We start from the raw sequence: 12,246 nt of genomic DNA, 5'->3' as shown, positions 1-12,246 counted from the left end.
CGGATAGCCGCTCAAAAAGCGCTCCCGTCCTTGCGCCGATAGCCTCCCATCGACCATCTAAGATCGATGTCAGGATAATGCGCGTCCCCCTGCGGCACTCGCCCGAAAGCCAGGAACTCGCAATCGCCCTCACTTTCATTGATAAGCTGGTGCCCATTCGGCTCTCCCTTTGGAAAAGCTGCCATGTCACCTGCCTGCATCGAAAAGCGGCCTTCTTCTTCGATCAGCACGGCCTGCCCGCTCAGCATGACGACGAATTCATCTTCGTCCTCATGCCAGTGCCGCTGCGATGAAGCCGCGCCTGGTTTCAATATCACATGACTGATGCCAAAATCGGCGAGCCCGCAACTATGGCCGAGCTTTCGCACCCAGCGTCCATCGACTGCCCCAGAATAGGGTGCCGGATAACCGGTCCTGTTGTTCTGCTCTATGGCTGCAAGATCGATCTTGGGCATGATCTCTTCCTCCGCTGGCAAAGGCGCTCGGCTTTCGCTAACGCAGCCCCATGAGCATGACCAGCACCAATGCCGACACAGTGGACATAGCACGAAAGCTGATTGCATGTCCTTCGGTAACGCCTGCGCGGGGTGAGGTTTTCGCCGTTCTGGAAGCGATGCTGGTTCCGCTCGGCTTCACGGTCGACCGCTTTGTTGTGGGGGACGAGCCCGACGGTCCGGTCGAAAATCTGCTCGCCTGGCGGACGACCGGAGCGGGTCCGCACTTCGCCTTCGCCGGACATCTGGACGTCGTGCCGCCCGGGGATGGCTGGACAAGCGACCCATTCACGCCCGAGCTTCGCGGCGACCTGCTCTATGGTCGCGGCGCAGTCGATATGAAGGGATCGATCGCTGCATTCGTCGCCGCGCTTGCCAGCATTCCGGAAGACTTGCCGGGTACGGTCAGCCTCATCATCACTGGCGACGAAGAAGGCCCTGCGGTTTTCGGCACGCTGGCGCTCATGGATCGCATGGCCGCGCATGGACTACGGCCCGATCTCTGCCTGGTTGGTGAACCCACGTCATCCCAGCGGCTCGGAGACGTCATCAAAGTGGGCCGACGCGGTTCGGTGAACATGTGGATCCGGGTTGACGGAGTGCAGGGGCATGTCGCCTATCCGCATCTGGCCGACAATCCCGTGCCACGGCTCGTTCGCATTCTTGCCGCCATAGATGCCGTGGTGCTGGACGAAGGCACCGACTGGTTTCAGCCAAGCAATATCGAGATCACCGACCTGGAAGTCGGCAACTCCGCAACCAATGTCATTCCAGCCGCAGCGAATGCACGCATCTCCGTCCGCTTCAATGATCGACATAGTGGCGCGCAGTTGATTGAACGGATCAACGCGATCGCCGCAGCGGAGGGCGGCACCGTCACCGCAAAGATCAGCGGCGAACCATTTCTGACCGAACCCGGAGCCTTGTCCAGCCTTGTCGCAGGAGCGATCAGGGAAGTGACCGGGGTGGAAGCGGAACTTTCCACCACTGGTGGCACTTCGGACGCCCGTTTCCTCTCGCGACTCTGCCCCGTGGTCGAATTCGGCTTGAACAATGCGACGATGCACAAGCTGGATGAAGCAGTGGCCGTACAGGACCTGCAAGATCTGACGCGCATATACGCGCTTGTTGTCCGCCGGGCCTTAGCGGCCTGATCTTCAAACCATGCGGCGCTGGATGGCCTGCTTTGGTGCAAAGCGGGCCAGATAATCCTGCTCGCTGGTGGGTCGGGCGAAATGATATCCCTGGAACATCGTGCAACCGATAACGCGCAGCATTTCCATTTGCGCTTCCGATTCGACGCCCTCCACCACGACCTCCATACCCAGCCCCTGGATTAGCCCGACAACGGCACTGCAAATGGTACGTGCCTCGGCTGATACGGCGATGTCGCGCACCAGACTCCGGTCGATCTTGACCCGATCGACGGGCAGCTCCTTAAGGCGGGACAGGTTGGAATAGCCAGTACCGAAATCATCGATGGCGATCCGCACGCCTTCCTCACGCAGCGCTTTCAACTGCGCACGCACCCGCTCGTCCATTCCCATTGCCAGCGATTCGGAAATTTCCAGTTCCAGCATGTGCGGGGGGGTCTGATGCGCCGCCATGGCATGCCGCAGCCGCAGGAAGAAATCCGCTTGGGACAGTTCCCGTGACGAGATGTTGACCGCGATGCGCTGCCCGATCTCGGCCCTCGACCAACGCGCCGCCGTTTCGCAAACGCGGCTCATTACCCAATCGCCCAACGCAACAATGGCGCCGCTTTCCTCCGCGACAGGTACGAAGAAGCCCGGCATGACCATGTCACGTTCGGGATGTGCCCAGCGGATCAAGGCTTCGGCCGTGACGACCCGACCACTCACAGCCTCCACCTGTGGCTGGAACTCCAGAATAAACTCGTCCCGTTGCAACGCCAGCAACAAATCCCGCTCCAGTTCGGCGCGGTCGGCGGCTTCGAGCGCCAGTTCGGCGGTGAACATCTCGGCCCGGTTCCGGCCCCGATGCTTGGCATGATACATGGCGATATCGGCGGATCGCAGCAGGGCAGAGAGGGTATCGCCGTGATCGGGGTAACAGGCGATGCCGATCGATGCGCCCAACTCTATATGCTGGCTGCCCAGATCGAAGCGCTCGCTCAGCGCGAATTGAATAGCGCGCGCGATCCGACTCGCAGCCTCGGGTCCGGGCAACTGGGGGAAGAACATCGTGAACTCATCACCCGCGAGCCGACCGATGACAGCATCGTGCATGCCTGCACTGACCTGCGCCATCACGACTTCGCGGAGACGTCCGGCGACGCGGGCAAGCAGCTGGTCGCCCGCAGCATGGCCCAGCGTGTCATTCACCCCCTTGAAGCCGTCGAGATCGATGAAGAACAGCGCCGCTGCACAGGTCTCTTCCCGCTCTGCAAGTAACCTTTCAACCTGTCGGCAAAAGCTGGTGCGGTTGGCTAGGCCCGTCACCTGGTCAAACAATGCGAGTGTTTGCACATGGTCGAGGTTGGTGCGGACCTGACTGAACAGGCTGGTCATTGCCACCGACAGGTCGGGCAATTCGACGGCAATCTCAGGCGGTACGGACGATTGCAGATCACCATGGGCAGCAGCGATCAACCTTTCGGTTGCGACATCAATGGCGCTCGCGGTCGTGGCGACCGTCTGGCGCGCTGAAGCCCAGCTCAATGTGCCGCAAAGGATCGCGACGATCAGCGATCTGCCGATCCCCAGGATATCGTCGGCCTGATCCTGCCCAAGCACAAGCGACAGGATGAACACCAGCGCCCCCGCGGCGCAGGCGAAGGCAGTGGCGCGGCTTTTCAATGTCACGCCCTGCATGTGCCTCCTGCCCAGAGCGCAGCTCGATAATGAGCCACGGATCGGGATGCTTATGGAGGATGCTGGTTAAGAAAAGGTCAGTGGCAGACCTTCGCACGGCTATTTTTTGCGCCGCAATATGATGTAGATAGCTCCGTCGCCGCCATGGCGGGGATGGGCCTGTCTGACGCTCGCGATCCGGTCGGAAAAGGGGCTGGTTTCGAGCCAGTGACCGATCTCGCCCCGGATTGCGCCCCGCCGGGATTCTCGGTTTGGAACAGCAGCTTTGGGGGGCTTCCCTGTAATCACGAGCAGGATGCGCAAATCACGGGCCAATGCGGACGAAAGCGCCTGATTCAGCATTGCATGCGCGCTCGAGAGGGTGTGACCGTGGAGGTCGATTGCCACGTCAGGTGCCAGTGTCCCGCCACGGATACGGCGCTCCCACCCACTATCGAGAATAGCTGCCGGGGAGCGGGATGGACGTGTTTCCATAGGCCGCGAAGGAACAAGCGGCAAAGCTCGACTGCTTGGCACCGTTGCGACAGACTCAGCTATGTCGACTTTATATCGACCGAGCCGCAGCGGACGAACGGATCGAGTAAGAGCGCTCCAAAGCGCCTGTTCATCAGAGGAAAGATGCCGCCGGGCCATCGCCAACCGCAATTATTGAGACGCCAGCCGCGCCGCCGATCCAACGGGCAGCAAGATCAGCGCGCTACCGCGTGCCGACATGCCCCCGGCGATCGACCGCGCTCGGCTACCTGCACCCCAGAAGCTGTCGAATCGATTGGCGCCTTTGATGGCACCGCCCGTATCCTGGGCAATCCAGACGCCATTGGGCTCGGCGCGATCAAGCGAAAGCAGCACCGGCGCGCCCATCGGGACATATCGCGGATCAGCGGCCACGGTCGCCTCCGCCGTCACCGGCACTCCCATGGCGCCAATCGGCCCCGGCCCTGTCAGTTCGCGAAAAAACACGAAGCTCTTGTTTTCATTCATGATCTGCGCGCCCTCCACCGGGTTGGCGCGCAACCATGCCATGATATCCTGCATCGACCCCGCCTGGATCAGTCCGCGATCCTTCATCAGCTTGCCGATGCCAGCATAATCGCGGCCATTCTGCCCGTCATAGCCGATCCGCATGACATCGCCGCCGGGCAGCAGCAGACGTCCACTGCCCTGCACTTGAAGGAAGAAGAATTCGACCGGGTCCGCCGCCCACGCAAGTTCGAGCCCGCGACCGGCGAGCGCTCCAGCGACGATTTGGGAACGCTCGTCAAACGGGACGAAATTGCTCCCTTGCACTTTGCCGCGTATGGCCTTGCCCTTCAGACTGTCACTGAACAGGCCAAGATTGACGTCGATCAGCTCGGGCGGACGGCGATAGATCGGGATCTGGTAGCCTGCTTGCTCATTTCGCGACCCGGAGATTTCAGGCTCATAATATCCAGTGACGAACGCTGTGCCTGGGCCAACCTGCACCGCCTCGAAATAGCGGGCGAAAAATTCGTTGGCGCTCGCTTCAGGCCAGCTGGACGCGGCAGCGCAGGCGTTGTTCCAATCGGACCCTTTTGTAAGGCCGCTCTGATCGATGCGCTTCATCAGCGACGGGCAGGAAAGACGAAATGCCTCCAGCGCCTTGCGTGAACGCTCTCCTGCTTCGATCAGCGGTGCAATATCGGGGCCACGCGCAACTCCGGCAGCGACCGCAGTTAAATTGTCGGCGGCCTGGGTCGATGGCGTCGCGGACGGCAAAGCGGGGCGCGGCGTCGCGGGAACTGCGCTGACCGGGGCCTCGGACCCGCGCACTGGCCTTGAAGGGGCAGGACCTGTGGCTCCGGGTGGGATGACACCGCCCGCGCATGCCGACAAGAGCAGCGCAGCCGACAGCGCTGCCCACGGCTGCCTGAAGTTCATGCGGCCTCGTCGGTTTCGCTAAGCTTCCAGTTGGGATCGGTGCTGCGCAAATCGCGCGTGAACGTCCAGATGTCGTTGGTGCCCACCGCATCGGTCAGCGAACCTGCAACGACATTGCCATCCTTGTCTCTAGTCACCGCTGCGATATCCGCCTCGAACCGAAGCGAGACTTCGGCAACACGTCCATCGACGCGGGCGCCCACGATCTGCGCCTTTTCGATCCGAACAAGCCGGTTATCGAGCACATGACCAGCCGCCTCGCGCTGTGCAATCGCTTCCTCAAAAGAGGTCAGCACTTCTGTATCGCACAACCATTCCAGTTCCGAACGATCGCCGCGCCAGAATGCCTCCAGCACCATCTTGTAGGCTGCTTTCGCACCCTCGACAAATTGCGGGACATCGAAATTCCGGTCGGCCGCGATCAATGCGCGCACACCAGCTTCGCCACCTTGGGCGATCAAGCCATCGGCCAACCGCACCGAATCACCGGCCATGTCCGTCATCGTGCGAGGCTGAAGTACAGTTACCTTTGCCCTTTCCTCAGCGGGACGCAACGCAGGTTCCTGCTCATGCCCCGTCCGCTTTCCCAGTACGGAGTAGAGCCGCAACGCCAGAAAACCGGCGATGAGGGCGAGGATCACGATTACATACACGGGGCAAAGAACCCTTTAGACTAGATCTGGAAAACGACAACGCAACCAACATAGGCATGTTTCCGCCCATATTCAAATGGCGCCTTTTGGCGGCGGCATTGCCCTGCCCCGCCGCCCCTGCTAAGCGCACGGGCCAACGTCTTGGGGCTTGTTGCCCCCGGACCAACAGGAAATTCAGGGAACTCAAATGGCCGACGAAGCCGATACGATCCAGACCAGCGCGGGTAACGGCGCCGACACGAGCCCACAGATCGCGCTCATCAGCCAATATGTGAAGGATCTCTCGTTCGAGAACCCTAATTCGCCTGCCGTCTACCAATGGCCAGATCAGCCGCAAATCGATGTTCAGTTCAACATCGGGGCCGACAAGGTCGGTGATGAAGTCGTAGAAGTTTCCTTGAAAATCGAAGTGAAGGCGCTCGCTCCGCAGGGTACGGCATTTGCGGTCGAACTGCTGTACGCCGCGCTCTTCGGCATGCGCAATGTGCCGGACGAACAGCTTCAGCCTTTCATGCTGGCAGAAGCGCCGCGCCTGCTCTTTCCCTTCGCCCGCCGCGTTCTGGCCGATGCGATCCGCGATGGCGGTTTCCCGCCGCTGTTGCTGGACCCGATCGATTTCGGTGGACTTTACGAGCAGCAGGCTCAGGCGATCGCACAAACCGCTGGCGAACCGGCTGGTCACGCCTGAAGCACATATGAGGCCGCACTCCGCTCCCGCTGGGCTCGCCAAGCTTGCGGTAATCGGAGTAAGCGAACTGCCCTGCGCTTCGGCCGTAGGCAGAACGGACCAGCCCAACCTCGCTCGGCGGGAGAGATAATCCCATGAAGTTGGTCAAGGCGCTTGGCTCGGTAGGCGGGCTGACGCTCGCCAGCAGGGTGCTCGCGCTGGTCCGTGACTCATTGGCCGCGCGCTATGTCGGTGCAGGCTTTGCGTCGGACGCCTTCAATGGCGTAGCATTTCGCCTGCCCAACATGTTTCGCGCCCTGTTTGCGGAGGGCGCCTTTTCCGCAGCCTTCATTCCGATGTTCAACCGCAAGGCGGCGGGGCCGGGCGGTGTCGCGGACGGTTACCATTTCGCCGAACGTGCGCTTGCCATCCTGTTGCCGGTGCTTATTCTTTTCACTGTCATCCTGATTGCTGCGGCCTACCCCATCACCTGGCTGTTGTCTGGCGGTTTCTCGCGCCAAAACCCGACGCCGGAGCAGTTTGCCTTCGCGGTGCTGTTGTCGCGCATCACCCTGCCCTATCTCGCGCTGATCAGCCTTGCTTCCTTGTTGGGCGGCATATTGAATTCGCTCGATAAATTCTGGGTGAATGCGGCCGCCCCGATATTGCTCAATGTCGCCATGATCGCCGGGCTGTGGCTTTTCCACGGGGCGGACGAATATGAAACGGCTCGTGTCCAGGCCACATCGGTCACTGTGGGCGGAGCGCTGCAACTCTTATGGCTGATCTGGGCCTGCCGTCGCGCGGGCGTATCGATGAAGATCAAACGCCCCCGTCTTGACGGTGACGTGCGTGAATTGCTGCGTCTTATCGTGCCAGCTGCCGCCGGTGCTGGCGCTTCGCAGATCAACCTGCTTATTTCCACTGCCTTGTCCGGTTGGCTGCTAGCCTCCGGGTCGATCACCTATATCTACTACGCCGATCGGTTGAACCAACTGCCGCTTGGACTGATCGGGATCGGCCTTGGCACCATATTGCTGCCGACCATTTCCCGGCTTCTGTCGACGGGGCAGGAGCAGGTGGCCATGGAAACGCAAAATCGCGGCGTGGAGTTGGCCCTCTTTCTCACATTGCCCGCGACGATCGCCTTCATCACGGTTGCCGAGCCGATCGTTCGCGGCCTTTTTCAATATGGCCGCTTCAGCGTTGAGGATGCGCGTCGCTGTGGCTGGGCATTGTCCGCCTTCTCGATCGGCCTCCCCTCCTATGTGCTCGTGAAGGTTCTGACGCCCGGCTATTATGCGCGTGGCGACACCAAAACGCCGGTGCGTTATGCGATGCTATCCATCCTCATCAACATCATCGGCAATATCGCACTAATCCCCCTGCTCGGGCATGTAGGCCCGCCGCTGGCGACTGCGATGTCCTCGACCGTCAATGTCGCCATGCTTTATGCAACGCTGGTAAAGCGCGGCCATTTCATCGCTGATGCGCAGCTGCGCCGAAGGCTTCCTCGACTTGCGCTGGCAGCACTCGTCATGGGCGGCGCGCTTGTCGCGGGCGAAAGCCTCCTTGAACCATGGTTGGCGGGGGCAATGATCCAGCGTTATCTTGCGCTGGCCGTGCTTGTCGGCGCGGGGATAGCGCTTTACGGGATAGCCTGTTTCCTGACGGGCGCCTATCGCGTGTCCGACCTTAAGGCACTCATGCGCCGACGGGGTTCAACCACAACCCAAGAGAATGGATAGAAGAATGCGCGTCCTTTCCGGCATCCAGCCGACCGGTAATCTGCACCTGGGCAATTATCTGGGCGCGATCCGCAATTGGGTGCGCATGCAGGATGAGATGGATGCGGCAAGCCAATGCTTCTTCTTTCTAGCCGACATGCACTCAATCACCGTGCATGAGGGGCGCGAGCAGCGCATCCGTAATGTCCGGGACATGGCGGCGGCGCTTGTCGCTGCGGGGATTGATCCCGATCGCTCCGTACTGTTCAATCAGGCACGGGTCCCCGCCCATGCGGAGCTATGCTGGTTGCTGAACGGCACGGCGCGGATTGGCTGGCTGAACCGCATGACGCAGTTCAAGGACAAGGTCGGCAAGGATCGCGAAGGCGCCTCGATCGGCCTGTTCGTCTATCCGGTGCTGCAGGCAGCCGACATCCTCGTGTATAACGCTACGCATGTGCCTGTGGGCGAGGACCAGAAGCAGCATCTCGAACTGGCCCGGGATATCGCCACAAAGTTCAACACGGATTTCGGGGTCGAGCTGTTTACCTTGCCTGATCCGATCATCCCCAAGGAATCGGCGCGCATCATGTCCTTGCGCGATGGCACTGCAAAAATGTCGAAGTCCGATCCGTCCGACATGAGCCGCATCAACCTCACCGATGAGGATGACGCGATCATGCAGAAGGTGAAGAAGGCCAAGACTGATCCGGAACCATTGCCCGAAACGGCAGAGGGTCTGCAGGGCCGGCCGGAAGCGAATAATCTGATCGGCATCTACGCGACCTTGATCGGCAGAACGGCCGACGCCGTGTGCGCCGAATTTGCAGGCAAGGGTTTTGGGGCTTTCAAACCTGCTTTGGGCGAACTGCTGGTTGAAACCCTCCGGCCTATCCGCACGCGCTTCCTTGAACTACGCACGGATGACGCGGCGCTCGACGCTATATTGGAGAATGGTGCGGCGAAGGCGCGTGCCGCCGCTGAACCCGCATTGCGGTCGGCCTATGATGCGATGGGCCTGATGCGCTGAAACGCTGCCCGTCGTCGACGGAATAACGATCCCCGTGACGTCTTGCCTATAGCTGACATTATTGCGTCCGCCCGCCTTGTTTGAGCGTTCAAATGATGTTCAGTTGCGTTCTGCTATTGTCGGGCGCAAGGTTGCAATGGTTCTCTGCCTTAGGGACGCTGGAATATGAAACTTATCAAAAAGATTGGTATGGTTGCGGCGCCGACGTTGGCGCTGATCGCCCTTTCTGGCTGTGCTTCATCCTTCAAAGCGAATGTCGCGCGCTTCCAGCAATTGCCTGCACCCGCCGGGCAGAGCTTCACCATCGTTGCCGATGACCCCCGTCTCGCCGGTGGCCTAGAATTTTCTCAATATGCAGGGATGGTAGGTCAACGCCTGGCGCAGACCGGCTACACTCCAGCATCTGATCCGGCCCGCGCTGACCTGATCGTCCGCGTCGCCTATCATGTCGATAATGGGCGTGAGAAGGTGCGCTCTACCGGCTTCGGCCCGCCCGACCCCTATTTCTATGGCGGCTGGGGTTGGCGCGGCCGTTGGGGTAGGCCTTGGGGCTACGGCTTCTATGACCCGTGGCTGTTCGGCCCTGGCTACAACGACGTCAGCAGCTATACCGTGTATACTAGCGACCTCAGCATGAAGATCGATCGGGCGGCCGATAACCGGCGGCTGTTCGAAGGCAAGGCGTCCGCGCAATCCCTGTCGAACAGGTTGACCTATCTCGTCCCCAACTTGATCGACGCTATGTTCACCGGCTTTCCGGGGCAGAATGGCGAGGACGTAAAAATCACCCTGCCGCCGGAACGGAAGGGCTGATCTCGGACGAAACGCTCATCGGCGGTCTTCACTTCGGAGTAGGAGACCGCCGAATTTTCTCGGTTTGGCAGGATCAGGGAAGCCGTCGGGCTGTCGTGATCCGGATAGGTTGCTCCAGCATCTGCCCCTTCATAACCCCCTCGCCCTCAGTCGGCGACTTTGGTGCCGAGAGGATCGCGCGGACCACGTCCATGCCCTCCACCACATGGGCAAACACAGCGAAGCCTTGATTATCGCCCGGCGACGCGGGTTGCGCGTCCATGCTGGGCATCTTGCCAAGGACGATGAAGAAATCCCCGGTGGCGCTTCCAGGCGCATAGCGTGCCATTGAAAGCGCGCCTTCATCATGGGTAAGCCCGGTTTGCGTGGTGGACTCATGGGCGATGGGTGGGAGTGCGCGCGCGGGATCATTCTGCGTTCCGCCCTGGACGAAGCCATAATCGGCTGTCCCCACGGCGCGGTAGAATGTGGTGCCGTCCAGCCGCTTTTGATCGACGTAGCGCAAGAAGTTGCGCGCGGTGATCGGCGCCTTGGCTAGATGGACGGCGACGATGATGCGGCCAGCACTTGTATCGAGCGCAACCTGCACATCCTGGGAAGGAGAAGAAGCCGGAACCTGAGCAGCAGCGGCCGTGAAGGAAAGTATAGCAGCGAGCAGAAGGGCAAAATGTCGGATCACGGCGACACCCTAATCCATCGCTACATCGCTGTCAGCGTCAGTTTTCCAGCTGGCGCAGGAGGGCGCGGATGTCGGCGTCTATATCCGCATTCGTTTGCCGCAGTCCCTCGATCGTGCGCACGGCGTGGATGACGGTGCTATGATCGCGGCCGCCAAAAATGCGTCCGATTTCGGGCAGCGACCGGGGCGTCATCTTCTTGGCGAGATACATGGCCACCTGACGGGGTCTCGCCACAGCGCGAGCGCGGCGCTTGGACCGCATCTCCGACGCGTCGATCTTGTAGTGCGCCGCGCAGACCTTCTGGATCTCGTCTACCGTGATGCGGCGCGCGTTGGCGCGCACGGCGTCGGCGAGCATGCTTTGGGCAAATTCCAGATCGACGGAGCGGCCAGTGAGTTGGCCATAGGCGATCAGTTTGTTGAAAGCGCCTTCTAACTCACGAATGTTTGAGCGAATTGAACGCGCTAGAAAATCGATGACGGCGTCAGGGACCGGCGGGTCGCCGGCGATGGCGCGCTTGGCTTCCAGGATGGACAGGCGCAGGTCAAGGTCGGCCGGGCGGATGTCCGCGACCAGCCCTCCGGCGAGGCGGGAGAGGATGCGGGCGTCGATCGAATCGAGCAGTTGCGGGGCGCGGTCGGCGGTCACGACGATGCGAGCGCCAGAATCGATCAAGTCATTGATAGTGTGGAGAAATTCTTCCTGCGTGGAGCCCTTGCCCGCGATGAACTGGATATCGTCGATCAGCAGCAGGCGGGCAGCGCGCAGGCGCGCCTTGAACATCATGGTCTCGTTCGCGCGCATCGCGTTCACGAACTCCATCATGAACCGCTCCGCCGACATGTAGAGCACGGGCGCGGCGGGAGAGTGGGTGGAGAAGTGCTGGGCGATGGCGTGGAGCAGGTGCGTCTTGCCCTGTCCCGTGCTGCCATGGATGAAAAGCGGGCTGAAGCGGGGCTGCGCTTCTGCCGCGATCGCCTGCGCCGCGGAAAAGGCGAGGTGGTTGGATTCGCCGGTTACGAAATCGGCAAAGCTGTGGCGCGGCTGGAAATTGCAGGCGGGGGCGGCATCAAGGGAAACCGGATCAACAACGGCGATCTCCTCCACCGGTGCGGCTTCGAGCAGGCGCGGGCCGATGGAGTTAGGCGCGCGGCGAAGCCTGACCTCCCGGACCCCTACGCCAGCACAGCGCCATGCCATGCAAAGGCGGTCACCAAAATGACCGGACACGAAATTGGCCGTGAAGTCGGAGGCGAACAGCAGGTCCAGCGTCTGGGATTCGGGGCAATAGTCGCCCAGCCGAGCGGCCTTCAGCCACTGATCGAACATGCGCGGGCCGATGTCGCGGCGAAGCCCGGCGCGGATCGCGTCCCACGCCGATTCCAGACGCGCATCATCATGCGATGCCTGAACGCTCAAACTATCCGCCACTGCCGTGAAACCCTTCAT

The 12,246-nt window shown here is 61.1% G+C and carries 12 protein-coding genes; 5 read left to right on the top strand and 7 right to left on the bottom strand.

The features are described from left to right. Positions 1-11 precede the first annotated feature (11 nt). Positions 12-455 (bottom strand): cupin domain-containing protein, encoded by a 444-nt coding sequence (locus tag ACZ51H_RS00060; RefSeq protein ID WP_464802072.1) that lies wholly within the window; start codon positions 453-455, stop codon positions 12-14. 50 nt (positions 456-505) lie between these two features. On the opposite strand from ACZ51H_RS00060, the gene dapE reads away from it, so the two are divergent. Continuing rightward, entirely contained in the window at positions 506-1,648 is a 1,143-nt protein-coding gene (gene dapE, locus ACZ51H_RS00055; protein ID WP_464802071.1) for a succinyl-diaminopimelate desuccinylase, read from the top strand. A 3-nt stretch (positions 1,649-1,651) separates the two neighbouring features. Here the strand turns inward: dapE and ACZ51H_RS00050 are convergent, their stop codons facing one another. The 4 genes from ACZ51H_RS00050 to ACZ51H_RS00035 all read right to left on the bottom strand — a co-directional run bounded on the left by ACZ51H_RS00050 (position 1,652) and on the right by ACZ51H_RS00035 (position 5,880). Beyond that, on the bottom strand, positions 1,652-3,328 hold the full coding sequence (locus ACZ51H_RS00050; protein ID WP_464802070.1) for a putative bifunctional diguanylate cyclase/phosphodiesterase: 1,677 nt from the start codon (positions 3,326-3,328) through the stop codon (positions 1,652-1,654). 99 nt (positions 3,329-3,427) lie between these two features. Further along, on the bottom strand, positions 3,428-3,961 hold the full coding sequence (locus tag ACZ51H_RS00045) for a Smr/MutS family protein (RefSeq protein ID WP_464802069.1): 534 nt from the start codon (positions 3,959-3,961) through the stop codon (positions 3,428-3,430). A gap of 12 nt (positions 3,962-3,973) precedes the next feature. Next, the gene (gene mltA, locus ACZ51H_RS00040; protein ID WP_464802068.1) at positions 3,974-5,227 is read right to left on the bottom strand and encodes a murein transglycosylase A; all 1,254 of its coding nucleotides are present in this window, start codon (positions 5,225-5,227) and stop codon (positions 3,974-3,976) included. After that, entirely contained in the window at positions 5,224-5,880 is a 657-nt protein-coding gene (locus tag ACZ51H_RS00035; protein ID WP_464802067.1) for a Tim44/TimA family putative adaptor protein, read from the bottom strand. Before ACZ51H_RS00035 ends, mltA begins: the two co-directional genes overlap by 4 nt. A 187-nt stretch (positions 5,881-6,067) precedes the next feature. Between ACZ51H_RS00035 and secB the strand changes: the two genes are divergently transcribed. The 4 genes from secB (at position 6,068) to ACZ51H_RS00015 (ending at position 10,117) form a co-directional block, all read left to right on the top strand. Then, on the top strand, positions 6,068-6,568 hold the full coding sequence (gene secB, locus ACZ51H_RS00030) for a protein-export chaperone SecB (RefSeq protein WP_460987336.1): 501 nt from the start codon (positions 6,068-6,070) through the stop codon (positions 6,566-6,568). Positions 6,569-6,702: 134 nt separating this feature from the next. Continuing rightward, positions 6,703-8,295: a murein biosynthesis integral membrane protein MurJ gene (gene murJ / locus ACZ51H_RS00025; protein WP_464802066.1), complete on the top strand. Its 1,593-nt coding sequence runs from the start codon at positions 6,703-6,705 to the stop codon at positions 8,293-8,295. Positions 8,296-8,299: 4 nt separating this feature from the next. Continuing rightward, entirely contained in the window at positions 8,300-9,304 is a 1,005-nt protein-coding gene (gene trpS, locus ACZ51H_RS00020; protein WP_464802065.1) for a tryptophan--tRNA ligase, read from the top strand. A 165-nt stretch (positions 9,305-9,469) separates the two neighbouring features. Next, complete coding sequence (locus ACZ51H_RS00015) at positions 9,470-10,117, top strand: DUF4136 domain-containing protein (protein ID WP_464802064.1); 648 nt, start codon at positions 9,470-9,472, stop codon at positions 10,115-10,117. 73 nt (positions 10,118-10,190) lie between these two features. Here ACZ51H_RS00015 and ACZ51H_RS00010 read toward each other — a convergent pair whose 3' ends face one another. After that, the gene (locus ACZ51H_RS00010; RefSeq protein ID WP_464802063.1) at positions 10,191-10,796 is read right to left on the bottom strand and encodes a peptidylprolyl isomerase; all 606 of its coding nucleotides are present in this window, start codon (positions 10,794-10,796) and stop codon (positions 10,191-10,193) included. A 37-nt stretch (positions 10,797-10,833) separates the two neighbouring features. Next, positions 10,834-12,246 (bottom strand): chromosomal replication initiator protein DnaA, encoded by a 1,413-nt coding sequence (dnaA, locus tag ACZ51H_RS00005; RefSeq protein ID WP_460987328.1) that lies wholly within the window; start codon positions 12,244-12,246, stop codon positions 10,834-10,836.

It is taken from the genome of Sphingobium sp. TomMM15, assembly GCF_055397045.1.
This window is presented reverse-complemented; position numbering and strand designations above follow the sequence as displayed.